This window comes from Pantoea sp. CFCC18179 (genome assembly GCF_059412405.1).
Genome location: NZ_JBNBPM010000005.1, coordinates 230064 through 253943, shown reverse-complemented (window position 1 = coordinate 253943; position 23880 = coordinate 230064). Strand labels below are relative to the sequence as shown.

Annotated in this window: 20 protein-coding genes, 1 tRNA gene and 1 pseudogene; 9 read left to right on the top strand and 13 right to left on the bottom strand. The window is 52.8% G+C overall.

The window, feature by feature from the left end; translation table 11 throughout:
- Positions 1-59: 59 nt before the first annotated feature.
- The 3 genes from ACPUC7_RS12525 to tesA form a co-directional block, all read right to left on the bottom strand.
- Positions 60-914, bottom strand: coding sequence for a co-chaperone YbbN (locus ACPUC7_RS12525; RefSeq protein ID WP_343552180.1), 855 nt, complete (start codon positions 912-914; stop codon positions 60-62).
- Between the two features lie 79 nt (positions 915-993).
- Positions 994-1767: an SDR family oxidoreductase gene (locus ACPUC7_RS12520; RefSeq protein WP_494923157.1), complete on the bottom strand. Its 774-nt coding sequence runs from the start codon at positions 1765-1767 to the stop codon at positions 994-996.
- 31 nt (positions 1768-1798) lie between these two features.
- A complete protein-coding gene (gene tesA / locus ACPUC7_RS12515) occupies positions 1799-2425 on the bottom strand; it encodes a multifunctional acyl-CoA thioesterase I/protease I/lysophospholipase L1 (protein WP_494923156.1) in 627 nt (208 codons plus the stop codon).
- Between tesA and ybbA the strand changes: the two genes are divergently transcribed.
- On the top strand, positions 2393-3079 hold the full coding sequence (ybbA, locus tag ACPUC7_RS12510) for a putative ABC transporter ATP-binding protein YbbA (protein WP_343552176.1): 687 nt from the start codon (positions 2393-2395) through the stop codon (positions 3077-3079). The two genes, tesA and ybbA, sit on opposite strands and share 33 nt — an antisense overlap.
- The gene (ybbP, locus tag ACPUC7_RS12505) at positions 3076-5493 is read left to right on the top strand and encodes a putative ABC transporter permease subunit YbbP (protein ID WP_494923155.1); all 2418 of its coding nucleotides are present in this window, start codon (positions 3076-3078) and stop codon (positions 5491-5493) included. Before ybbA ends, ybbP begins: the two co-directional genes overlap by 4 nt.
- A gap of 70 nt (positions 5494-5563) precedes the next feature.
- On the opposite strand, the gene purK is transcribed toward ybbP, so the two are convergent.
- From purK to ppiB, 4 genes are all read right to left on the bottom strand, one after another.
- The gene (gene purK / locus ACPUC7_RS12500) at positions 5564-6628 is read right to left on the bottom strand and encodes a 5-(carboxyamino)imidazole ribonucleotide synthase (RefSeq protein ID WP_494923154.1); all 1065 of its coding nucleotides are present in this window, start codon (positions 6626-6628) and stop codon (positions 5564-5566) included.
- Entirely contained in the window at positions 6625-7134 is a 510-nt protein-coding gene (gene purE / locus ACPUC7_RS12495; RefSeq protein ID WP_343552173.1) for a 5-(carboxyamino)imidazole ribonucleotide mutase, read from the bottom strand. The genes purK and purE overlap by 4 nt, the downstream gene beginning before the upstream one ends.
- A gap of 132 nt (positions 7135-7266) precedes the next feature.
- Complete coding sequence (locus tag ACPUC7_RS12490) at positions 7267-7983, bottom strand: UDP-2,3-diacylglucosamine diphosphatase (RefSeq protein WP_494923153.1); 717 nt, start codon at positions 7981-7983, stop codon at positions 7267-7269.
- Positions 7983-8477, bottom strand: coding sequence for a peptidylprolyl isomerase B (gene ppiB, locus ACPUC7_RS12485; RefSeq protein ID WP_097094653.1), 495 nt, complete (start codon positions 8475-8477; stop codon positions 7983-7985). Before ppiB ends, ACPUC7_RS12490 begins: the two co-directional genes overlap by 1 nt.
- Before the next feature lie 325 nt (positions 8478-8802).
- Between ppiB and cysS the strand changes: the two genes are divergently transcribed.
- Entirely contained in the window at positions 8803-10188 is a 1386-nt protein-coding gene (cysS, locus tag ACPUC7_RS12480) for a cysteine--tRNA ligase (protein ID WP_494923152.1), read from the top strand.
- A 32-nt stretch (positions 10189-10220) separates the two neighbouring features.
- The gene (locus tag ACPUC7_RS12475; protein WP_494923151.1) at positions 10221-11312 is read left to right on the top strand and encodes an AAA family ATPase; all 1092 of its coding nucleotides are present in this window, start codon (positions 10221-10223) and stop codon (positions 11310-11312) included.
- 29 nt (positions 11313-11341) lie between these two features.
- Here the strand turns inward: ACPUC7_RS12475 and ybcJ are convergent, their stop codons facing one another.
- The gene (gene ybcJ, locus ACPUC7_RS12470; protein WP_343552169.1) at positions 11342-11554 is read right to left on the bottom strand and encodes a ribosome-associated protein YbcJ; all 213 of its coding nucleotides are present in this window, start codon (positions 11552-11554) and stop codon (positions 11342-11344) included.
- Positions 11554-12420: a bifunctional methylenetetrahydrofolate dehydrogenase/methenyltetrahydrofolate cyclohydrolase FolD gene (gene folD / locus ACPUC7_RS12465; protein WP_494923150.1), complete on the bottom strand. Its 867-nt coding sequence runs from the start codon at positions 12418-12420 to the stop codon at positions 11554-11556. The genes ybcJ and folD overlap by 1 nt, the downstream gene beginning before the upstream one ends.
- A 176-nt stretch (positions 12421-12596) precedes the next feature.
- Between folD and ACPUC7_RS12460 the strand changes: the two genes are divergently transcribed.
- Both ACPUC7_RS12460 and ACPUC7_RS12455 read left to right on the top strand, forming a co-directional pair.
- Complete coding sequence (locus ACPUC7_RS12460; RefSeq protein ID WP_494923149.1) at positions 12597-13100, top strand: DUF1198 family protein; 504 nt, start codon at positions 12597-12599, stop codon at positions 13098-13100.
- A 95-nt stretch (positions 13101-13195) separates the two neighbouring features.
- Positions 13196-13272 (top strand) — tRNA-Arg (locus ACPUC7_RS12455).
- A 15-nt stretch (positions 13273-13287) separates the two neighbouring features.
- Here the strand turns inward: ACPUC7_RS12455 and ACPUC7_RS12450 are convergent.
- Positions 13288-13515, bottom strand: a pseudogene (locus ACPUC7_RS12450) (tyrosine-type recombinase/integrase); the annotation flags it as partial.
- Between the two features lie 471 nt (positions 13516-13986).
- Between ACPUC7_RS12450 and ACPUC7_RS12445 the strand changes: the two are divergent.
- The 3 genes from ACPUC7_RS12445 (at position 13987) to ACPUC7_RS12435 (ending at position 20358) form a co-directional block, all read left to right on the top strand.
- Positions 13987-15591, top strand: a complete 1605-nt coding sequence (locus tag ACPUC7_RS12445; RefSeq protein ID WP_494923148.1) for a type I restriction-modification system subunit M — start codon at positions 13987-13989, stop codon at positions 15589-15591.
- A complete protein-coding gene (locus tag ACPUC7_RS12440; protein ID WP_494923147.1) occupies positions 15581-16987 on the top strand; it encodes a restriction endonuclease subunit S in 1407 nt (468 codons plus the stop codon). The genes ACPUC7_RS12445 and ACPUC7_RS12440 overlap by 11 nt, the downstream gene beginning before the upstream one ends.
- 89 nt (positions 16988-17076) lie before the next feature.
- Positions 17077-20358, top strand: coding sequence for a type I restriction endonuclease subunit R (locus ACPUC7_RS12435; protein WP_494923146.1), 3282 nt, complete (start codon positions 17077-17079; stop codon positions 20356-20358).
- 146 nt (positions 20359-20504) lie between these two features.
- On the opposite strand, the gene ACPUC7_RS12430 is transcribed toward ACPUC7_RS12435, so the two are convergent.
- From ACPUC7_RS12430 to tssF, 3 genes are all read right to left on the bottom strand, one after another.
- A complete protein-coding gene (locus ACPUC7_RS12430) occupies positions 20505-20861 on the bottom strand; it encodes a hypothetical protein (protein WP_494923145.1) in 357 nt (118 codons plus the stop codon).
- Positions 20862-21055: 194 nt separating this feature from the next.
- Positions 21056-22093, bottom strand: coding sequence for a type VI secretion system baseplate subunit TssG (tssG, locus tag ACPUC7_RS12425; RefSeq protein WP_494923144.1), 1038 nt, complete (start codon positions 22091-22093; stop codon positions 21056-21058).
- Entirely contained in the window at positions 22090-23880 is a 1791-nt protein-coding gene (tssF, locus tag ACPUC7_RS12420; protein WP_494923143.1) for a type VI secretion system baseplate subunit TssF, read from the bottom strand. Before tssF ends, tssG begins: the two co-directional genes overlap by 4 nt.

Genomic DNA, 23880 nt, shown 5'->3' with positions numbered 1-23880 from the left:
CTCCTGGCTGTCAGATTGTCGGGCCGAGTCGCTTCGGCCCGTTTAACGCGCGGTACCGATCAGTACAGCAGCGAGTAAAGCTGGCGACGATAGCGCGTGGCGAGCGTGTCGCCGGTGCCGAGCGCAGCCAGAATTTCCTGGAACATTTTACGTACTTGGCCATCACCGACGCTGAGATCGCTTTTCAGGAAGCCGAACAGCAGTTCCAGCGCTTCTTCGTTGCGGCCCACTTGATGCAGCTGTAACGACAGTTTAGCAGCCAGTTCGGCATTGGTTGGATCGCTGGCTAACTGTTCCTGCAACAGCTGAATTTCAGGCGTATCGGCGGCTTGTTTCAGTAGTTCGATTTGCGAAATCAGGCTTTGATAACGGGTGTCCTGATCCTGCAACGGCACCGCGTCCAGCACGGTTTCCGCTTCATCGCTGCGGTTCAACGTGATCAGCACTTCAGCTAACAGGAAGCCAATTTCACTGTTTTTGTTGCTGAGCTGCCACGCATCTTTCAGCAGCGGCAGCGCTTCCAGCGGTTTACCTTCATGCATCAGTTGCATTGCCTGCTGCGCTTTCATCTCTTCTTCACGTGGCAAGACTTTTTGCAGCAGGGCGCGAATCGCCTCTTCCGGCTGCGGTCCCTGGAAGCCATCTACCGGCTGACCATTCTGGAACAGATACACGGTTGGGATGGAACGCAGGCCAAACTGCGACGCCACCATCTGCTCTTTATCACAGTCGAGCTTCGCCAAAAGAAACTGACCGGCATACTCCTGCGCCAGGCGCTCCAGCACCGGCGTCAGTTCCTGACAATGCTGACTGCGATCGGACCAGAAATAGAACAGCACCGGCAGCTGCATTGACTGCTCTAACGTCTGTTGCAGGTTGGTTTCGTTGATGTCGATAATCAAAGCGTGTGACATGAATACGTCTCTTGGCAGAAAGTGTATTGAAGATATGGGGGCAAGGCGCCCCGGTTCAAGTTCGAATCTGTGTTGCAGCTTAGTTGCTGCGCAAAATGCGATCCAGTATCCAACCTGGCAGCAGACGTTTGAGCAGGCTCATCGCCCAAGTCACCATCGTCACTGGATAGCGCAGGCGCGGATGTTTGCTCTCTAACGCATGACGCAGCTTTGGCAGAATCGCTTCCGGCGGCAAGGTAAAGCGCGCGGCAATGCCCGGATTGCGCACCGGTTTATCTTGTTGACCTTGATGGACGTTGTCGCTAAATCGGGTGCTGATCGGGCCGGGTTCGATCAGGCTGACGCGCACGCCAGAATCGCGGACTTCAAGGCGCAGCGCATCGCTCCACGCTTCCAGCGCCCATTTGCTGGCGGCATACGCGCCGCGTCCTGGCGTGGAGATCAGCCCTAAAACCGAGCTGGTATTAATGATGCGTCCATTCCCGCTGGCTTGCAGCGCGGGCAGCAGGCGCATAGTCAATTGATGGGTGCCAAACAGGTTGGTGGAGAACTGTTTTTCCAATTGCTGACGTGAAACGCTGCTAAGCGGGCCATATTGACCAAACCCGCCATTGTTAAACAGCGCAAACAGGTGCGATTCGGTGAGTTCCAGCACGCGATTGGCGGCGGCATCCACGCTGGCGGCATCATCCAGATCCAGCTGTAAACCGATAAAACCCAATGCGTCCATGCGCGCCACATCCTCGTCGCGGCGGCAGGCGGCAATCACGCGATAGCCGCGTGATAACAGATCGTTGGCGGCGACTAAACCAATGCCGCTGGAACAGCCTGTGATGAGAATTGTTCTTTGCATTTATTTACCTGTTAAAAATCACACGTCTGCATTAATCATGCTTTACTAGCGGAGCCAGTTCGGTCGCCATCAAATTGGCGATAAACGGCTGAGCATCCGGATTGGGGTGAATTCCGTCCTGCTGCATCCACTCCGGTTTCAGATAGACCTGCTCCATAAAGAACGGCACCAAAGGAATGTTGTACTGCTGTGCCAGACGCGGATAGATGGCGCTAAACGCTTCGGTATAGCGACGTCCATAATTAGCAGGTAGACGAATCTGCATCAGCAGCGGCTGCGCCTTAGCGGCTTTTACCTCGTCGATCACCTTGGTCAGATCCGCGGCGATATTTTGCGGCGGGAAGCCACGCAAGCCATCGTTACCGCCCAATTCGATTAACACCCAACGCGGTTGATGCTGTTTTAATAGGTTCGGTAAACGCGCCAGCCCTTGTCCGGCGGTATCTCCGCTGATGCTGGCGTTAACAATTTTGGGCTGCTGTTGCCAGGTTTTATCCAGCAGGCTCGGCCAGGCTGCGGTCGCTGACATGCGATAACCGGCGCTCAAACTGTCGCCCAGCACCAACAAGGTGTCGGCGGCGGCGATGCGGGACACCAGCAGAAGCAATAACAACAGGAAGGGATAATGCCAGCGGAAAACATTGTTGCAGTTCATCATCTTACTAAGTCCGTCGGTCAGGGAGAGCATCAGCTGACCATCCTTACCGGAGTTGAGCTGGTTGTCAAACCAGCTGAGACCATTGCCTTGATTGGCGAATCGGGTTCGGGCAAATCGACGTTGCTGGGGATTCTGGCTGGATTGGATGATGGCAGCAGCGGCGAAGTGCATCTGCTTGGCCAGCCGCTGCACAGCATGAATGAAGAGCAGCGTGCCGCGCTGCGCGCGCGTGAAGTCGGCTTTGTATTTCAATCCTTTATGCTGGTGCCAACGCTTAACGCATTGGAAAACGTGCAGCTTCCAGCGCTACTGCGCGGCGATAGCGATCGCGAAAGCCGCGCGCAAGCGGTGGAATTGCTCACCGTGTTGGGGCTGAAAGATCGTCTGCATCATCTTCCCGCGCAACTTTCTGGTGGCGAACAACAGCGTGTGGCGCTGGCGCGTGCCTTTAGCGGCCGTCCAGGCTTGCTGTTTGCCGATGAACCGACGGGCAACCTGGATCGCAAAACTGGCGACCGCATTGCCGATCTGCTTTTCTCCCTCAATCGCGATTTCGCTACCACGCTCATTCTGGTGACGCACGATGAGCAACTGGCGGCGCGCTGCGATCGTCGTCTGCGCTTGCGCGACGGCAAATTGTGGGAGGAAACATGATTTGGCGCTGGTTCTGGCGCGAGTGGCGTTCGCCTTCGCTGCTGATTGTTTGGCTGGCCTTAACCTTGGCGGTGGCGTGCGTGCTGGCGCTGGGATCGATCAGCGATCGCATGGAAAAAGGTTTAAGTCAGCAAAGCCGCGATTTTATGGCGGGCGATCGCACGCTGCGCACCACGTCGCCCGCGCCGGATGCGTGGCTTACCAAAGCGCGGGATGAAGGATTGTCGGTCAGCAGCCAACTGCATTTTATGACCATGACCTTCGCGCAAGAGACGCCGCAGCTGGCAGATGTTAAAGCGGTAGATGATGCCTATCCGATGTTTGGTACGCTACAAACCAACCCGCCAGGATTGCGTCCGCAAGCCGGAACGGTGCTGGTTGCGCCACGTTTGCTGGCGCTACTCAATCTTAAGGTTGGTGATAATGTTGATGTCGGCGATACCACGCTGCGTATTGCTGGCGAAGTGATTCAGGAGCCGGATGGCGGTTTCAATCCGTTCCAAACCGCGCCGCGTTTGTTGATGAATCTGGCCGATGTCGAGAAAACTGGCGCAGTGCAGCCCGGCAGCCGTTTGAGTTGGCGCTACAAATTTTCTGGCGAACCGGCTCCGTTGGCGCGGTATGACAGTTGGATCGAACCGCAACTCAAAGCCGATCAGCGCTGGATCAGCGTGGATAATTCGGAAGATGCGCTCGGGCGCTCGATGCAGCGCGCGCAGCAATTTTTACTGCTCTCTGCGCTGTTGACGCTGATGCTGGCGATTGCCGCGGTGGCGGTGGCAATGAGCCATTATTGCCGTAGTCGCTACGATTTGGTGGCGGTGCTGAAAACCCTCGGAGCCTCACGCAAAGCCTTACAGCGGCTGATCATCGGCCAATGGTTGGCGGTGCTGTTGCTGGCCGCTATCGTTGGCAGCGTGTTGGGGCAGGGGATTGAAGTTATCCTGCTATTGATGTTGAAACCGGTGCTGCCGGGCGCGTTACCGGCCGCCAGCTTCTGGCCGTGGTTGTGGGCGATTGGCGCGATGTTTGTCATTTCGCTGCTGGTGGGATTACGCCCGTATCGCCTGCTGATGGCAACGCAGCCGCTGCGCGTGTTGCGGCGTGATGCGGTCGCCAATGTTTGGCCGCTGCGCATTTATCTACCGGTAATGGCGTTGGTGGTGATTGGCTTGCTGGCGCTGTTGATGGGCGGCAGCAAAATGTTGTGGGCGCTGCTGACGGGCGTGGTGATGCTGGCGCTGCTGCTGGCGTTGTTGGGTTGGGGCACGCTGCTGCTGCTGCGTCGATTGGTGGTGCGCAATCTGGCGATGCGTTTGGCGATCAATCGCCTGCTGCGCCAACCTGCGATGACGCTCAGTCAGCTGGCAGCATTTTCGTTGTCATTTATGTTGCTGGCGCTACTGCTGGTAATGCGCGGCGATCTGCTGGATCGCTGGCAGCAGCAATTGCCCGCCGATAGCCCGAACTATTTCCTGTTGAACATCACCAAAGATCAGGTGCCGCAAGTCAGCGATTTCCTCACCGGGCATCATCTTAAGCCGGAAACCTTCTATCCGATTGTGCGAGCGCGTTTAACCGAGCTGAACGGCAAAGAAGCCGATCCAAAGATGGATAACGCGCTGAATCGTGAACTGAATCTGACGTGGCAGGCACAGCGCCCAGACCACAATCCGCTGATCGCTGGTGATTGGCCGCCGAAAACCGGTGAAGTGTCGATGGAAGGGGAACTGGCGGATCGTCTCGGTGTGAAGCTCGGCGATACCTTGACCTTCAGCGGCGATACTCAGCAGTTCAGCGCAAAAATCACCAGCTTGCGTAAGGTGGATTGGGAGAGTTTGCGGCCCAACTTCTTCTTCATCTTCCCGCCGGGCGCGCTGGATCAACAGCCACAAACCTGGCTGACTAGCTTCCGCATGGATAACAATCCGGCGCTGCTGGCGCAGCTCAATCGCGCCTTCCCGACGCTGAGTTTGCTGGATATCGGCAGCATGATGCGCCAGATCGGCCAGGTGTTGACGCAGGTCAGCCAGGCGCTGGAAGTGATGGTAGTGCTGGTGACGATTTGCGGCGTGTTGTTGCTCATGGCGCAGATTCAGGTTGGCATGCGCCAGCGTCAACAGGAGTTGGTGGTCTATCGCACGTTGGGGGCCAGTAAACGTCTGCTGCGCGGGACTTTGTGGTGCGAGTTCGCGCTACTGGGCGTGGTTTCGGGGATTGCGGCGGCGTTAGGTGCTGAAGCGGCGTTGTGGGGATTACAGCGTAAGATCTTTGATTTCCCGTGGCAGCCAGATTGGACGCTGTGGTTTGCGCTGCCAATTTTCGGCGCGCTGCTTTTGTCGCTGTGCGGCGGCTGGCTGGGCGTGCGATTGCTGCAAGGAAAGGCGCTATTTAGACGATTTGAAGCGGCTTAGGTAGGTGGTCGCCATGAATGGCGACCCTACAAAATCTGCGTAAGGTCGCCATTCATGGCGACCTTGTTAATTACAGCTTTTCAACCGCCCACGCAATACCACTCGCATACTCTTCTGGCAGCAGCGGCACCAGCGCATTCAGCGCGGATACCAAACGTACCTGATCGCTATCGGTCAGATTAAGATGTCCGACCTTACGGCCCGGACGTACTTCTTTATCGTACCAATGCAGATGCACCAGCGGTTGTTGCAGCCAATCGAGATTCACTGCGGTGCCAATCAAATTCACCATCACTGACGGCGCAAACACCACCGGCTGCGGCAGTGCTAAGCCCAGAATGGCGCGCAGATGCAGTTCGAATTGGCTGATTGACGCGCCATTTTGCGTCCAGTGTCCGCTGTTGTGCACGCGCGGTGCCAGCTCATTAATCAGCAAGCCTTCTGGCGTGATGAAACACTCCATCGCCATAACGCCGACATACTTCAGCTCATGCATGATGGCGCTGAGCATCGCTTCGGCTTGCTGTTGCTGTGCGGCATCGGCCTGCGGGAAAGCCACGCTGGTGCGCAGAATACCGTCCTGATGCAGGTTATGCGTCAGCGGATAAAACACCGTGCTGCCATCGTGTCCGCGCGCGCCGACCAGCGACACTTCGCCGCTGAAGTTGATGCCTTGCTCGACGATGCATTCGCCGTAGCACTCGTCCGGCAGCGCATCAGTTTCATTGGCGCGCAAACGCCATTGACCGCGACCGTCGTAGCCGCCGGTACGACGTTTAACAATCGCCAGCTCACCCAACGTGTTAAACACGCTCGGCCACTCGGCTTTATCTACCAGCAATTGCCACGGCGCGGTAGCGAGATTGAGTTGATCCAGCAGCTGTTTTTGCGTCAGGCGATCGGCCAGACGCGGGAAAATATCGCGATTCACAAACGCCGGATGGCTCGCCAGTTCGCGGGTTAACGCGGTTTCCGGCCAACGTTCGATCTCAGCGGTGATCACGCTTTCGGCGATAGGCAATGCCGACGGTTCGGCATCCAATCCCACCGGAAATACCGCGATGCCCAGTGGTTCACCCGCCTGGCGCAGCATGCGGCCTAACTGACCATTACCTAATACGCAAACCGGCTTCATGCGTCCTCCCGCGGGTCCGGGTTATTCAGCACTTCATCGGTCTGCGTTTGACGCCAGTTGGCGAGGCGCGTGGACAGCGCTTGATCGTGGATCGCCAGGATTTGCGCTGCCAGTAACGCCGCGTTAGCCGCACCGGCTTTGCCAATCGCCAGCGTACCGACCGGAATGCCGCGCGGCATCTGCACGATGGAATACAGGCTATCGACACCGCTCAGCGCGGCGCTTTGCACCGGCACGCCCAGCACTGGAACCAGCGTTTTCGCGGCCAGCATGCCCGGCAAATGGGCTGCACCGCCGGCACCGGCGATGATCACCTGATAGCCGTTTTCGGCAGCGCTTTCGGCGAAGCTGAACAGTTTGTCTGGCGTGCGGTGAGCGGAGACCACTTCGACGTGGAACGGAACATCCAGGCTGTTAAGAATTTCCTCGGCGAACTGCATGGTAGCCCAGTCACTTTTGGAACCCATGACAATGGCGATACGAGCCGGGGTGGCGTTGGATGACATGCGGTCAACTCCTGTGAATATGCAAAACGAACCTGGCCGGGCGGGCAGGCGAAGAAGGGCACAGAGAATAGCATGAGATGGCAGCAAGGAAAACGGTTGCGTAGGCGGAAAACGGGCATTGATGCCCGGATTTCAGAAGGGGAATTCGATCAAGCTGACGCCGCTGGCATCCACCTGAATCATCGAGCCGTTTTCATGCCAGGCACCGAGCACCGCACGTTGCACATTTTCGCCGTGCAGCGAGAATTGATGAATGGCGGGGCGATGGGTGTGACCGTGAATCAGAATCGGCGTCTGTTGGCGCGTCATCGCCGCTTCCACCGCTTGCTGATTGACGTCCATGATGCTCAATGATTTGTGCTGATTGGCTTGTTTGCTGCCATTACGCATGCGCGCGGCAATGCGCATCCGCAGGCGCAGCGGCAAGGCGAGAAACAGCCGTTGCAACCAGCGTTGATGCACTTTGGCGCGAAAGCGTTGGTAGCCTTGATCATCGGTGCACAAGGTATCGCCATGCATGATCAACACGCGTTGGCCATAGAGTTCCAGCACTTTTTCTTCCGGCAGCAAGGTCATGCCAGCGGCGCGCGCAAAACGCTGACCGAGCAGGAAATCACGATTGCCATGAATGAAGAATTTCGGCACCGGTAGTGCCTTGAGCGCCGCAGCGATTTGCTGATGCAGCGGATTGGGATCGTCGTCGCCAATCCACGCTTCAAACAGATCGCCGAGGAGATAAAGCGCATCGCATTGTTGCGCTTCACCCTGCAAAAAATGCAGAAAACCGGCAGTAATTGCCGGTTCTTGAGTGCACAGATGCAGATCTGCGATAAACAGCGTGCGCGACATTACTCGCTAACAGTCACTTTCTGGATGACAACGTCGTCAACCGGAACGTCCTGATGCATGCCGCTGCGGCCAGTTTTCACCGCTTTGATTTTCTCAACAACGTCCATGCCTTCAACCACTTCTGCGAACACGCAGTAACCCCAACCTTGCAGGCTTTCGTCACGGAAGTTCAGGAAGTCGTTGTCTGCCACGTTAATGAAGAACTGGGCAGTAGCAGAGTGAGGAGCCTGGGTACGCGCCATCGCCAGCGTGCCTTTGGTGTTTTTCAGGCCATTGTTCGCTTCGTTGCGGATGTCTGCTTTGGTGTCTTTCTGCTTCATGCCAGGCTCAAAACCACCACCCTGAATCATGAAACCGTTGATTACGCGATGGAAGATAGTGTTATCGTAAAAACCTTCCGCGCAGTATTCCAGGAAGTTCTTCACGGTAGCCGGCGCTTTGTCATCGAAGGTTTTAATTACGATATCGCCATGGTTCGTCTGGAAAGTGACCATTATTTTCTTCCTGTAAAGTTTGTCGTCAGTGTCAACTACCACGCCGCAAGGCAGCGCGGCTTTTTTGTAGACGCTTCTTATATCACAATTTCCAATAACGCGTCAGTAACCGGACTTCAGTTGGCAAGCGAGCGATGCACAAGTCAGAAAAATACGGCACAATAACCGGCTTGATGTTTGTCAGTTAAGCGATGTGGTTGTGGTCACCCTAAAGGGCGACCCTACAAACCCTGTCGTAGGGTCGCCCTTTAGGGTGACCACATAAAAACCAAACTCACTTTTATAACGTTCGAATCCCGCACACGTAAACCAAACGGAACCGTCAATGCTAAAGATCTATAACACCCTGAGTCGACAGAAAGAGGAATTTAAACCTATCCACGCCGGTCAAATCGGCATGTATGTCTGTGGTATCACGGTTTACGATCTCTGTCATATCGGTCATGGGCGGACTTTTGTGGCATTCGATGTGGTGGCGCGTTATCTGCGTTACGTGGGCTACACGCTGAAGTATGTGCGTAACATCACCGATATTGATGACAAAATCATCAAACGTGCCAATCAGAACGGTGAAAGCATTGAAACGCTGACCAACCGCATGATTGCCGAAATGCACACCGATTTTGCCGCGCTGGGCATTTTGCCACCGGATCTCGAACCGCGCGCCACGCGCCATATTGATGAAATCATCGAACTGGTCGGCAAGCTGATCGAACGCGGTCACGCATATGTAGCCGACAACGGCGACGTAATGTTCGACGTGCTGAGCGACAAAGATTACGGCGCGCTATCGCGTCAGGATCTGGAGCAGCTGCAAGCTGGCGCACGCGTTGAAGTGGCGGATGTGAAACGCAATCCAATGGACTTCGTGCTGTGGAAAATGTCTAAAGCCGATGAACCGGCGTGGAATTCGCCATGGGGCAACGGTCGTCCAGGCTGGCACATCGAATGTTCAGCGATGAACTGCAAACAGCTCGGCACCCATTTCGACATTCACGGCGGCGGCTCGGATCTGATGTTCCCGCACCATGAAAACGAAGTGGCGCAATCCACCTGCGCGCACGACGGCCCATACGTGAATTACTGGATGCATTCCGGCATGGTGATGGTTGATCGCGAGAAGATGTCGAAATCGCTGGATAACTTCTTCACCGTACGCGACGTGTTGCAGCATTACGATGCCGAAACCGTGCGTTATTTCCTGATGTCGGGCCACTATCGCAGCCAGCTCAACTATGGCGAAGATAATCTCAATCAGGCGCGTGCCGCGTTGGAGCGTTTATATACCGCGCTGCGTCACACTGATGCCAACGCCACCGCAGCGGGCGGCGAAGAGTTTGAAGCGCGTTTTCGTCTGGCGATGGACGACGACTTCAACACGCCGGAAGCCTATTCGGTGCTGTTCGACATGGCGCGTGAAGTCAATCGCTTGAAAGGTGAAGACAACGCGGCGGCAGATGCGCTGGCAGCGAAACTGCGCCAGATCGCCAACGTTCTCGGTATCTTGCAGCAAGATCCTGAGCAATTCTTGCAAAGCGGTGCGCAGGTCAATGACGAAGAAGTGGCGGAAATCGAGCATTGGGTGAAAACCCGTGCCGATGCGCGTGCCGCTAAAGATTGGGCGCAAGCGGATGTGGCGCGCGACAAGCTCAACGAATTGGGCGTTATCGTCGAAGACGGGCCGCAAGGTTCCAGCTGGCGTCGTAAATAACCGGAGAGGGCGAGAAATCGCCCTTTTTTATTATGTCGATTGAACAGATCCAGATTCGCGGCTTTCGCTCGGTACGCAACCTCACGTTACCGCTGCAACAGCTCAACGTAGTCAGCGGCCCAAACGGCTGCGGCAAATCCAATCTCTACAAAGCGGTGCGATTGCTGCACGAAGCGGCCAGCGGACGTTTGGCCTTGGCGCTGGCGGAAGAGGGCGGCATCCAGAAAGCGATGTGGGCGGGCGGATTGCGACGCGGCGATCGTCGCCACGATCCTAAACGTCTGTCGCTGGCGGTGGTGATGGACGATATGGATTATCAGCTGGAGGTCGGTTTTCCTGAGCCGCTAGCCACCAGCATGTTCAATCTCGATCCGCTGGTGAAAGACGAACGCATTTGGCTGAGCGGCCAGCGGCGACGTCCTTCGTCGTGCATTATGCAGCGCGAAAATCAGACTGCGTTTCTGCACAACGTCGATGGCGAACGCGTGGCGTATCCGGCGGTGCTGCATCCTGAAGAGTCGCTGTTTGGGCAACTGGGTGAACCGCATCTTTATCCGGAACTGTCGCAGGTGCGCGAACGGCTGCGCGAGTGGCGCTTCTATCACGAATTTGCCGTGTGGCCGGGATCACCGATTCGTGCGCCGCAAATTGGCGTGCGTGCGCCGGTGCTGTCGCATGATGGCAGCAATCTGGCGGCAGCGTGGGCGACGATTGTCGAGCGCGGTCATTCCGAATTGCTGTTTCAGGTGATGGCCGAAGCCTTCCCCGACAGCGAATTTCACGTTGATGTACAGAATGGGCGTTTTCAGATGCTGATGTCGCGGCGCGGCATCTTACGTCCGCTGGAAAGTGCCGAGTTTTCGGATGGCACGCTGCGTTTTCTGTGCTTAGTGGTGGCGCTGCTCAGCCCGCGTCCGCCGCAGTTTATGGCGCTCAACGAACCGGAAAACAGCCTGCATGAAGATTTGCTACCGGCGTTAGCACGACTGATCGCCGAAGCCAGTCAGTTCAGCCAACTATGGATCACCAGCCATTCGCCAAAACTGGCAACGCTGATTGCTCAACATACGGCGGTGAATCATATCGAGTTGCAACAAGTAGAAGGGGAAACCCAGATTTTGTAGGGTCGCCATTCATGGCGACCACCACAATCTTAAGCAACAACCGTAATCTTATAACCGGCAAACTCAACTTTCTGGCCTGCCACAATCTTGCAACGCTTGCGCGTTTCAACTGCGCCATCAACGCGCACTTCACCATCAGCAATCACGGCTTTCGCCTGCGCACCGCTTTCCACCCAACCTTCGATTTTCAGCAGATCGCACAAATCAACGTGGGCATGTGTACCGAGAGAAAAACTGGCCATTATGCCTCCTCTATATCGTGAAATTCTTCGCACGCTGTCAGCGTGTTTTGGATCAAGGTGGCAACGGTCATTGGACCGACGCCGCCCGGAACGGGCGTGATGTAAGAAGCGCGCTCAGACGCCGCTTCAAACTCCACATCGCCCACCACTTTGCCGCTCTCCAGACGGTTGATGCCGACATCGATCACCACCGCGCCCGGCTTAATCCAGTCGCCCGGAATAAAGCCCGGTTTACCCACCGCAACCACCAGCAGATCGGCGTGCTCAACGTGATGACGTAAATCTTTGGTAAAACGGTGCGTCACTGTGGTGGTGCAACCGGCCAGCAACAGTTCCATGCTCATCGGACGGCCAACGATATTCGACGCGCCAACCACCACGGCGTTCAGGCCGTAAGTATCGATGTTATAGCGCTCCAGCAGCGTAACGATGCCGCGCGGCGTACATGGACGCAGCTTTGGCGCGCGTTGGCACAGACGACCAACGTTGTACGGATGGAAGCCATCGACATCTTTGTCCGGCGTGATGCGCTCCAGCACTTTGACGTTATCGATGCCAGCCGGCAGCGGCAACTGCACCAGAATGCCGTCGATTTCGTTATCGTTGTTGAGCGTATCAATCAGCTCCAACAACTCCGCTTCGCTGGTGGTCGCGGGCAGATCGTAAGAGCGCGACACGAAGCCGACTTCATCACAGGCGCGACGTTTGCTGGCGACATAGATCTGCGAAGCCGGGTTTTCACCCACCAGCACGACTGCCAAACCTGGCGCACGTTTACCGGCCGCCAGACGCTGCTGTACTTTTTCGGCAACCTCAAGGCGCACCTGCTGCGCAATCGTTTTACCGTCAATAATTTTTGCTGCCATCAGAGAGGAAATCCATCTGTAGAGGGTTAGATCGGGGATGGCGCCTATTCTGTCAGAAGCGCGTGCGGCTGTCAGGTAGAGATTCGCTTTGCGCGCCGCATTCCCGATTTTTTCGCCGTGACGAAACACCGCGTTAGCGCTTATGATGCCGGGCAGTGAATGATATGGATGACGTGATGATTTGGTTAATTCTCGCCACGCTGGCGGTGGTGTTTGTAATAGGTTTTCAGTTGCTGACCGCCAGCTCGCGCCATGCGGTGCAGGCGCTGAACAAACGGCTGCAACTGCCGCCGGTGCATCTCGAATCGATGCTTTCATTGATGGGCAAAGAGGCGGCCAAAGAGTTCACCGACTACATCGTGGGCGATAACGACACCCATCTGCACAATGGCGCGGCGGTGCTGCTGATTTGGCAAGTGCTGATTGTCGATGGCAGCGACGAGAATGTGCAGCGCTGGCACGGCATCTTAAGCCGCGCAGGCTTTCCGGCGTTGATATCACGGCAGCAGCTGTTGCTGGCGTTGGGCTTCTTACGCCAGCTTGAGCCGGACAGCCAGGAACTGCACGCGCTGCGTGAGCAGTACAATGCGCACTTCACGCAGCAAGGGATTGAGCTGGAAGGCGAAACCGCGCAGGGCGGCAATTTGGTGTCGATGAGCGACTGGCGCAAGCGGCATTAAGGCGTTTTGGTTAATCTGCCAGCACTTCGCTGCGCTTCAAGGGCAAAAACGTTGACGCGCGAGCCGCTGGACGTATAATCCGACCCCATCACTATGCGCCCTTAGCTCAGCTGGATAGAGCACCGGCCTTCTAAGCCGTAGGTCACAGGTTCGAATCCTGTAGGGCGTGCCAAGTGATTTCAATGAGTTACGCCAGATTTAATCCCACCTGATTTTCACCTTGTGTCGTATTTGTGTCGCCACTTCCCAAAAGTGAGTCAATTTTGCGCGCATGCTCCGTTAAATGATTCGGTGCCAAGTGAGCGTAACGACTAACCATTTCGATACTTTTCCATCCTCCTATTTGCTGTAATGCCGATAAAGGCTCTCCAGCCTGAATAAGCCAGCATATCTAGGCGTCTCTTAGGTCATGGAAGAACGATCAATGCAAACTTAAGCAAATTACTCATTCAAAGAATCGGTACTTCAGCCATGATTAACCAAATCTTAAAGCTGCGAATAAGTTAACTCAGTGATTACTTCACACGCGAAAAAATGCAGCCTCTAGAGCCATCGTTGTTATCTCAACACTCATTCTTTCTCGAACCTTAGAATTAATTGTATGCTCATCAGATAGTTTCGTAGCATTTCTGCTCCAAATAAGCGTCATCATGAAGCTTGCCAATATTTGTGATTCGAAGTGACCTCCAGGAAATTTGTACTCATTGGGCCTATGGTAATTAAGTCCGGCAGCTTTTATGAGATAATCCGGATAAATATCACTTTGTTTACATTGTCGAATACTCGCTTAGAAATTAACCCATAATGATGTTTCCGCTCATCAGGGCTAAGTTTCTAAACCGAGTGAATCCGACGAGTTTTGATTAGAAAATGAGAACATATTTACATGGCTAAATCACCAACCAAGAAAGCTGGCAAAGGCTTCGAAGAAACTCTATGGGATACAGCTAACCAGCTGCGTGGCAGCGTAGAATCCTCCGAATACAAGCACGTGGTGTTGAGCTTGGTCTTTCTGAAATTTATTAGCGACAAGTTCGACGCTAAGCGCACAAAATTGATCGACAACGGTCAGGAAGCCTTTGTTGATATGGAGGTCTTCTATCAGCAGGATAATGTTTTCTTCCTGCCAGAAGAGGCACGCTGGTCTTATGTTAAAGCCCATGCCAAGCAGGATAACATCGCAGTAATCATCGATACGGCGCTGTCTACTATCGAGAAACGTAACGCCTCGTTGACGGGGGCCCTGCCTGACAACTACTTTTCCCGTCAAGGTTTAGAAGTAAAAAGACTCGCCTCCCTCATTGATAGTATTGAGAACATCGACACCCTTGCTAATGAATGCGATGTTACCGAAGAGGATTTGGTAGGAAGGGTCTATGAATATTTCCTTGGCAGGTTCGCGGCAACTGAAGGTAAAGGCGGTGGTGAGTTCTATACACCTAAAGCAGTGGTGACCCTGCTCGCTGAGATGCTTGAGCCTTATCAGGGCAAGATTTACGACCCTTGCTGTGGCTCAGGCGGCATGTTTGTCCAATCTCTCAAATTTATCGAGAGTCATCAGGGGAAAAGCAAAGACATCGCTATTTACGGTCAGGAGCTGACCAGTACTACTTATAAGCTGGCTAAAATGAACCTGGCTGTACGTGGTCTTTCCGCTAATCTAGGAGAGCGTGCTGCCGATACCTTCTTTGCCGATCAGCACCCGGATCTAAAGGCTGATTTCATTATGGCCAATCCTCCCTTTAATCTGAAAGACTGGCGCAATGATGCGGAGCTGACCAACGATCCACGTTTTGAGGGATTCCGAACTCCTCCAACCGGCAATGCTAACTATGCCTGGATCCTGCATATGCTCTCCAAGCTGAGCGAAGACGGTACTGCTGGCTTTGTGCTGGCTAATGGCTCCATGAGCTCGAATTCCAGCGGTGAAGGCGAGATTCGCCAAAAGCTGATAGAAGATGACCGTATCGAATGCATGATTGCCCTACCGGGGCAGTTGTTCTTCACCACCCAGATCCCGGTTTGTCTGTGGTTTATCAGCAAAAGTAAGCAGGCCAGCGCTAAGTATGGCTATCGCGATCGCCGCGGTGAAACCTTATTTATCGATGCCCGCAAGCTTGGCACTATGGTGAGCCGTACCCAAAAAGAGCTGACTAAAGAGGATATCGCCACCATTGCGGATACTTATCACGCTTGGCGTAGTAGCGAGAGCGAACTCAAGCGCCGCATTGAGGCCAAGGAGATCGGTGTCAAGCGATACCAAGATCAAGCCGGTTTTTGCAGGGTTGCTACCCTTGAAGATATTAAGGCCAACGACTTTGTGCTGGCTCCGGGCCGCTATGTAGGGGCCGCAGATCAGGTGGATGACGGCACCGACTTTGAAACCTCGATACATACATTGACCCAAATCCTCTATAGACAATTGGATGAAGCTGCAAAGCTGGATCAGGCGATTCGCTCCAATATGGAGGCGTTGGGTTATGGGGAATAATTGGAAATTGATCCGGCTGGCTGAAGTGATTGAGCAAGTAATTGATAATCGTGGGCGAAATCCTGAAAGCTATACGGAGGTGGGAATACCAGTAATAGATAACGTATTAATCAAAAGCCAAGGAATGGTTGATTTATCCATGACACGGCGTTTTATTGACCAAAACACCTACGACACTTTTTTGAGAAAGTACTCCGAACCTGGTGATGTGCTCCTAACTCTTGTTGGAAACGGTTATGGGCAAGTAGCAATTACGCCAGATGAGACTTGTGCAATTATACAAAATACAATTGGTCTTCGCTGCAAAGAAGGTTTCTCGAATAAATATCTTTATTATTTACTGAAATTTAACGTTGGCAAATTACGTAATCTCGATCGCGGTGCTGCACAACCCAGTATTAAAGTTGGTGATATTCTCGATCTTGAATTTAGTTTCCCTGATTTTTCTCGTCAAACTTCTATTAGTGAGAAACTTTACAGGCTCGACGAAAAAATCACTATCAACCACAAGATTAATCAGACTTTAGAACAGATGTCACAAGCGCTGTTTAAATCTTGGTTCGTAGACTTCGATCCCGTGGTTGATAATGCGCTGGATGCAGGTTTTTTTGAGCAAGATTTAGAATTGCCTGATGAACTATTGCGCCGTGCTGAGGCCCGAAAATCCGTGCGCGAAAGCAGCAATTTCAAGCCATTGCCGGACGATATTCGTAAGCTATTTTCTGCTGCTTTTGAGCAATGCTCCGAACCTTCTCTTGGCTTGGGTGGTTGGGTGCCAAATGGGTGGCCAATTAAAAGTGTGTCTGAAGCTATTTCTATTAATCCAAAAGTGAGTTTGGCTAAAAATATTATTGCAAAATTTGTCGATATGAAAGCTCTTCCTACAACTGGTTATTCAATAGAAGAGATCATCGAAAAGCCTTTTACTGGTGGAATGAAATTCAAGCAGCATGATGTATTGCTTGCCCGTATAACACCATGTTTACAGAATGGAAAAACAGGTGTAGTAGACTTTTTGTCCGATAATGAAGTAGGTTTTGGCTCAACAGAATTTATCGTTCTCCGTGGTAATGAAAATATACATTTCTCTTATGTTGCTTGTTTAGCTCGACATGAAAAATTTAGACAGCATGTTATGCAAAGTATGGTTGGTTCATCGGGACGCCAGCGGGTACAAAATGGTTGCTTTAATAACTATCAGATCGCAGTTCCATCCCTCGAAATAATGAATGGTTTTGCTAGTTTAGTTTCACCTTCTTTTATGAAGTTAAAACAAAATACTAATGAAAGTATTTCGTTAAATCGGCTTCGCGATACCTTGCTACCTAAACTAATCTCTGGTGAGCTGCAAATTAGCGATACCAAGGTCGATACCGCTGATAATGTATTGGCATAAAACACACGACCGCTATACGAATTATTTATGATGAGGAGGTAATTACCTCCTTAGCTACATTGACAAAAACAAGACAAGAAGCCATTGCCATGAGCCATATTTTCACAGAAGCGAAGCTGGAACAGGCCATTATTGCCCTACTGGGACAGCACTCGAATGCGGTTGGCCAACCCTGCTACCCTCATTTTGTTGGTTGCAATGTGCCGCGCAAAGAGAAAAGTGAGGTGCTGATTACCGATGACCTGCGCCAGTATCTGGCGAAACAGTATCAAACTGAGGGGATCACGGAAGGGGAGATTTCTCACATCCTTCATCAGTTGCAAACTCTACCTGCCAGCGATCTCTATCAGAGCAATAAAACCTTCTGTCACTGGCTCAGCAACGGCTTTTTACTTAAACGTGAAGATCGTAATAAGAAAGACCTCTATATCGAGCTGATAGACACCAACACCTTGCCAGAGCAGTTAGCCAGCTTATTTTCAGGGCATGGCGAAGAGGTGGTTGAGGTGGGCAATAATATCTACCGATTGGTCAATCAACTAGAAATTGAAGGCCATACCCGTGACGGCGGGCTGCAATTGCGTATTCCCGATGGCATCTTGTATGCGAACGGCTTGCCGCTGGTCGTCTTCGAGTTCAAATCGGCTGTACGTGAAGAAGAAGCCACTACCTATGATGCGTGGCGCCAACTTTGTGTGCGCTACAAGCGCGATATTCCTAAGCTGTTTGTCTATAACGCCCTTTGCATTATCAGCGATGGGGTGAACAATAAGCTGGGTAACCTGTTTGCTCCTTACGAGTTCTACTACTCTTGGCGCAAGGTGCACGGTAACGAGTCCACAGAGCAAGATGGCATCAATGGCCTCTACACTCTGATACAAGGGCTATTTCATCCGGTCCGTCTGTTAGATGTGTTGAAGAACTTCGTTTTCTTCCCAGACACCAGCAAACATGAGGTGAAGGTTTGCTGTCGCTACCCGCAGTATTACGCCGCCCGTAAGCTTTACTACAACATTAAAAAAGAGCGCAAGCAGATAACGGGCAGCGGCGAGAATATTGGTGGTTCGGGTAAAGGGGGAACCTACTTTGGTGCTACCGGCTGCGGCAAGAGCTATACCATGCAGTTTCTTGCACGACTGCTGATGAAGAGCGTTGATTTTGCCAGCCCGACCATTGTTCTCATTACAGACCGCACTGATCTCGATGAACAGCTCGCGAAGCAATTTTGCAATGCCACTGCTTTTATCGGTGATGCGGTGATTGAACCGGTCACCAGCCGTCAGGATCTGCGTGACAAGCTGGCCGGATGCGCCAGCGGTGGGGTATTCCTGACGACCATCCACAAGTTTACTGAAGATATTCAATTGCTCTCCAGTCGCAGCAATATCATCTGCATTTCTGACGAAGCTCACCGAAGCCAGATTAACCTCGACCTGAAGATCAGCATCGATTCTGAAAGCGGAACGGTGAAAAAGACCTATGGCTTTGCTAAGTATCTACACGACTCGCTGCCTAACGCGACCTATGTTGGCTTTACCGGCACCCCAATCGATGCCACCCTGGATGTGTTCGGTCCGACCATCGATAGCTACACTATGACCGAGTCAGTTAACGATGAAATCACTGTACGTATTGTCTACGAAGGGCGAGCTGCCAAAGTGGTACTCGATAACAGTAAGCTAGAAGAGATCGAGCAGTACTATCAAGAATGCGAAAAACTGGGTGCTAGTGAACAGCAGATTGAAGAGAGCAAGAAAACCACAGCCAATATGAATTCCATCTTGGGCGATCCGGATCGCATCGAGGCATTGGCTAAGGATTTCTCCCAACATTACGAAAAACGTGTGAAAGAAGGCTCGACTATCAAAGGCAAGGCAATGTTTGTCTGTGCCAGTCGCGAGATTGCCTATGATTTTTATAAAAGATTGAAGCTACAGCGCCCCGAGTGGTTCGAGGCGAAACAGGCTATCGAAGGTGCAACCCTCAGCGAGCAAGAGAAAAAAGAGTTGATGAGTCTTCCTCTGGTAAACATGGTAATGACCAGAGGCCAGGATGATGATGAGGCGATGTATGCTTTGCTCGGTACTAAGGAGTACCGCCGTGAGCTGGACAAGCAGTTCAAGAATCCTAAGTCCAATTTCAAAATTGCCATTGTGGTAGACATGTGGTTGACCGGATTTGACGTGCCTGAACTTGATACCATCTACATCGACAAGCCGTTACAAAAACACAACCTGATCCAAACTATCTCGCGGGTAAATCGCCGTTTTGAGGGTAAGGAAAAGGGGCTGGTAGTCGATTACATAGGCATCAAAAGCCGAATGAACGTGGCATTGGCTATGTACTCAAAGGCTGATAAATCCAACTTTGAAGATATACAGCAGTCACTGATCGAGGTGCGTAATCACCTGCATCTGCTTGCGCAGGTGTTTCATAATTTCGATAGCAGCGATTATTTCTCTGGCGCACCGACATTACAACTGGAATGCCTCAATCGTGCTGCGGAGTTTGCTTTACAGACTAAGAAAATTGAGCTGCGCTTTATGGGATTAGTGAAACGCCTGAAAGCCGCCTATGACGTCTGCGTTGGCAGTGAAGAGATCACTCAGGCAGAGCGTGAGCGAATCCATTTCTATCTTGCCGTGCGTTCTATCGTCTACAAGCTGACCAAAGGTGATGCTCCGGATACCGCGCAGATGAATCAGAAAGTGCGTGAGATGATTGCCGAAGCACTCAAGGCAGAAGGGGTAGAGGAGATCTTTACCTTAGGGGAAGACAAAGCCGAGACCATCGACATATTTGATGACGAATACATGGCTCGCATTGGCAAGATCAAGTTGCCCAACACCCGTATGCAACTTCTGCAAAAAATGTTGGCAAAAGCCATCAGCGATTTTCAAAAAGTGAACCAACTTCAGGGCATCAATTTCTCAAAGCGTTTCCAGGCCTTGGTCGAGCAGTACAATCAGCGTAAAGAGAACGACGTGCTCAATGGTGAAGAGTTCGACACGTTTACCCAGCAGATGACCGATATGATCTACGACATTAAAACCGAGATGATGTCATTTGCAGATATTGGCATCGACATTGAAGAGAAAGCCTTTCTCGATATCCTGGCGCATATGTGCAAGAAATACGATTTCACATATGACGAGGATAAGATGCTGGAATTGGCCAAGGATATGAAGGTGATTGTCGACGACAGCGCCCAGTATCCGGACTGGAGTAACCGCGACGATATTAAGGCCAAGCTGAAAGTAGACCTTATCCTGCTGCTACACCGCTATGGCTTCCCTCCTGTGGCAAACGATGAAGTCTACAAAAGTGTGTTAGAGCAGGCAGAGAACTTTAAGAAGTACCTGTATAGCTGATTTATTACATTGAGGTTTGGTATGAAGTTGCATAGATGGCTGTTTACCGCCTCAAACTGAACTTTCTATTATTTATAGGCACTTTAAAGTCATTTTAAAGTGCCTTACCCAGAGAACCTGTGAAGAATATTTCACAAAGTTGATTTTTATTGTTTATTGCAGTTTCTTAATTTATAGAAAAATCCTGTCTTGCTGTTCTCAATAATAAATCTGTCATCATATTTTGCTCGACGGAAAAATGTTATTCCATTTATTGTTGCCTGCTGCTTAATGCCATCCATCACTGTTTCAAGTCGAGGGGAGGTAACATTATTACCCAGCATGTGAACAGTGAATTTATCTCCTTCATCAAGCACTTCAGCTGATTGAGGCATAAGTACGTTTTCGGAGTGTGAGCTGGTAATTCTTATATCGCAAATATACGAGCCGGGGCCCAAATCTTCACTAGAAAAAGCTGAGCTTGGAGCTATGAGGATAGATACGATTAAGATTATATTTTTCATGTTTCTCCACATTTGGATGCGTTTATGTCACTTAATTGCTTATCGACCACACTAAAAAAAACTTCAATGAACAGCTCTTTTTACAAAACAGTGATTGATGATGGTTTAAAAATCTTCTTCGTAGCCTTAGCAAAAAAAAGGCCGTTCTAATTTTGGTAGCTGAAGGAGATAGAGTTAATGGATGGCGCATATGGTTATGCCCGCTCAATCTGGGTATTTTCATCTCGCAGCTTTCCGACTTTAATCCGCACCGTTTCCGGCATCGCATTCAGATTAGCCTCCCGCAGCCCCAGCATCATGTTGTATCCATTAAACAATCCGGCATCGCCCAGCCGGGGCATTGGCAACAATCTAGTTGGAACCGTCAGCCAAAACCGCAAATCATAGTCACAGCCCAGATAGGTTCGCAGCAGCGCCATCACATCATTCCTCAGCTGTCCGCTAGGCATCCAGCCCTTGGCTTCATCAGGATCGTCTGTTGAAAGCTCAACCCGTGAGCAGTAACCGACTACGCGAGTTTCATCGCCCAAGATCGGATTCTGATCAAGCCTCATGCTGTTGTTCAGTGAGAGCCGGGCGCGTTTTGCCACCGGCATCGTCACTGGATGGTGTGCGAAAACCTCAACTTTCGTGTTCGGTGCCTGGCTGTTGATCACCGCTGCGATGCCTTCAGCTGTGTGCGTGGTGTGCAGCAGCGGTTTCAGTATCGCCAGAAGGCGTGACGAGGGCTGATCGCCGCTGTGGGTGATACCGGTTAGCGCCATCAAGCTTTGCGAAACCGTATCGGTACCGCCCGGCTCAAAGGTGGCCGGATAACTGTACTTGCGCCAGATGCGGTAAAACTGCGTCATCAGTCGGTGATTGAAGATATCCAGAAACGCGGCCATCGCATCCGCTCCATCACGTCCTTGGTTGATGTCATCAATGATGCTGGTGGGTAGTGGCGAATCCACGCCGTACAAGCCGAAGAAGTTGGTTCTGACCGTTGGCGGCGCATCCGGATTATCAGTGTCAATTTCCGTGCGTTTCAGTTCCCCAGCGGGAAAGCCCAGGTGCGGGTTAGGGCGAAAACGCACCGGATCACTCTCCGGCGTGCGACCCGTGCCGAGACGGCTGCCGGTTGTCTGCTCGAGCAACTGGCAGAAGCGGTAAAAGTTATATCGCGCCGTCTGGTCATTGCCTTGATCGTCCAGCCAGAAAGGCGGCAGCGGTTGACTCTGTTCGTCGCTCACATCAGCACCCGGTCAATGCGTCGTTCGGGCCAGGCCCATTCGGTTCCTGAAGCGGTCAGCAGCACCGTCAACTGGGTAAAGCGGATGACGCTGGCGTATTGCGTAAGGAACTGTTCCAGCAACTCGCAGAACAAACGGGCATCGCCAATGCCGCTAAACTGCGTTTCATCAAGCGCCACGCGGATGCGCACGCCGTGCCAGCGATACGAGGAGTTGTAATCCTGACGCCAGCTGACATGACGAATACCGTTGATGCGGCGGCGGTTGTTATCGTCGTCGCTCCAGTCGAATAACGTCAGCACGGCTCTGAGGCTGGCAGCATCCTTAATCATCTGGCTCAGGGCTCGAGGATGCAGCAGCGACATCAGATGCCACTGATACCGCTGTGTGGTTGGCGGGTAGTACGGCAGCGTCGGCACGCTGCGGGTCTGTCCGCGCATCACAAGATTACCGGTGGTGTAATCAGCATCAAACAGCGCCTGTTGCAGCGCCATACGCGGAAACGCGCCGTTGGTACAGGTGAGATCCAGCAGCAGCTTCACACCGAACTGCTGCTCATGCGCCCGGCCACCCAGCATCAGCAGGGTGTCATGTAAGCCGCTGACGCTGCGCCAGATGCGCGTATGGAAGTAGCGCTCAGGCCACGTGGACGCATATTTCAGCATCCCACCTTTCTGCCGGAAGTGACTGTAGGGCGTATAGGGATAGTGTTCATCATCCTCCTCATCCTTCTGCACCACCGTGTCGACGCTGTAGATTTCGGTATGCCCGTCGGTAAGGCGGTGTGGGCGCAGGCGATAGTCCAGCTCCGCAGGGCGGGTCAGCAGCGGCTCTCCGGCAAGGCGGAACAGATTAATCAGCGTCACGCAATGCATGCGAAGGGCATCTTTCGCGATGGCAACGTCATACGGTAATGCGCGGCTCAGCACCAGTTCCAGCTCAATGTGCGTGGAGTCAGGCGCGAGGCTGATGTCTTGCGGGCAGTTCAGCATCAGAAAGAAAAAGCGCGACGGCGCGGTGAAATATTCCAGCCACGGTCTTATTTCACCGCACAGTGCCGGGCTGTCGCTGCCGGGCCACAGTGAAGGTAGTGAATGCTGCCAGCACGGCGTGAAGCTGGCCGCAAACGGATACGGTTCCGGGTCACCGCTGTAATGCAGCCGCACGTCGCGGATATGCTGCGTCAGCGTCTGATAGAGCAGCGACTGCTGCACGCGGTCACCTGTGATATAGAGCGGAATATCACGCAGATGAAGCGTGCGTGGCTCGCTCTGCACGGGAAAAGAGAAGCGCAGCCTCAGTGTCTGAAGGCCGTCCGGGCGGGTATGACGCATGACGCGCTGCAGCCGGAAAGGATGAATGACCAGATCCTGCGTGGTGCGGTACGGGCAGCGCATGCCGCTCTGGCGTTCAGCGGTACTTACTGGCAGGCTCAGCAGGCAGGTTCCGGCTGCAAGCGTCTGTGCCTGCAGGTACGTCTCTGGCTCTGCCGGATTCAGCTCCACCACAGCGGTGGAAGGCAGTGTGCGGTTGATGACCGGCAGCAGCTGGCTCAGCAGTGGCTCAGTCAGCTCGGGGATATCATCATCAAGCTTGCGCCGCATCTGCGCCATCATCAGCGAGAAGCCCTGGAACAACTGCTCCACCGACTCCTCTCTCTTCAGCGACATGCCATCTACGCCGAGACGGCGGCCGGCCTCCGGATGTTGCTCAGCAAACTCACGCGCAGCGGCCTTTAGCCAGCGCATCTCACTGTCAAAGTAGCGTAAAAATTCGTGGTCTGACAC

Excerpts from the sequence above, each read along its gene's own strand:
- ACPUC7_RS12525 (WP_343552180.1), bottom strand. The coding sequence starts at position 914 with ATGTCACACGCTTTGATTATCGACATCAACGAAACCAACCTGCAACAG.
- ACPUC7_RS12520 (WP_494923157.1), bottom strand. The coding sequence starts at position 1,767 with ATGCAAAGAACAATTCTCATCACAGGCTGTTCCAGCGGCATTGGTTTA.
- ybbA (WP_343552176.1), top strand. The coding sequence starts at position 2,393 with ATGCCAGCGGAAAACATTGTTGCAGTTCATCATCTTACTAAGTCCGTC.
- tesA (WP_494923156.1), bottom strand. The coding sequence starts at position 2,425 with ATGATGAACTGCAACAATGTTTTCCGCTGGCATTATCCCTTCCTGTTG.
- ybbP (WP_494923155.1), top strand. The coding sequence starts at position 3,076 with ATGATTTGGCGCTGGTTCTGGCGCGAGTGGCGTTCGCCTTCGCTGCTG.
- purK (WP_494923154.1), bottom strand. The coding sequence starts at position 6,628 with ATGAAGCCGGTTTGCGTATTAGGTAATGGTCAGTTAGGCCGCATGCTG.
- purE (WP_343552173.1), bottom strand. The coding sequence starts at position 7,134 with ATGTCATCCAACGCCACCCCGGCTCGTATCGCCATTGTCATGGGTTCC.
- ACPUC7_RS12490 (WP_494923153.1), bottom strand. The coding sequence starts at position 7,983 with ATGTCGCGCACGCTGTTTATCGCAGATCTGCATCTGTGCACTCAAGAA.
- ppiB (WP_097094653.1), bottom strand. The coding sequence starts at position 8,477 with ATGGTCACTTTCCAGACGAACCATGGCGATATCGTAATTAAAACCTTC.
- cysS (WP_494923152.1), top strand. The coding sequence starts at position 8,803 with ATGCTAAAGATCTATAACACCCTGAGTCGACAGAAAGAGGAATTTAAA.
- ACPUC7_RS12475 (WP_494923151.1), top strand. The coding sequence starts at position 10,221 with ATGTCGATTGAACAGATCCAGATTCGCGGCTTTCGCTCGGTACGCAAC.
- ybcJ (WP_343552169.1), bottom strand. The coding sequence starts at position 11,554 with ATGGCCAGTTTTTCTCTCGGTACACATGCCCACGTTGATTTGTGCGAT.
- folD (WP_494923150.1), bottom strand. The coding sequence starts at position 12,420 with ATGGCAGCAAAAATTATTGACGGTAAAACGATTGCGCAGCAGGTGCGC.
- ACPUC7_RS12460 (WP_494923149.1), top strand. The coding sequence starts at position 12,597 with ATGATTTGGTTAATTCTCGCCACGCTGGCGGTGGTGTTTGTAATAGGT.
- ACPUC7_RS12445 (WP_494923148.1), top strand. The coding sequence starts at position 13,987 with ATGGCTAAATCACCAACCAAGAAAGCTGGCAAAGGCTTCGAAGAAACT.
- ACPUC7_RS12440 (WP_494923147.1), top strand. The coding sequence starts at position 15,581 with ATGGGGAATAATTGGAAATTGATCCGGCTGGCTGAAGTGATTGAGCAA.
- ACPUC7_RS12435 (WP_494923146.1), top strand. The coding sequence starts at position 17,077 with ATGAGCCATATTTTCACAGAAGCGAAGCTGGAACAGGCCATTATTGCC.
- ACPUC7_RS12430 (WP_494923145.1), bottom strand. The coding sequence starts at position 20,861 with ATGAAAAATATAATCTTAATCGTATCTATCCTCATAGCTCCAAGCTCA.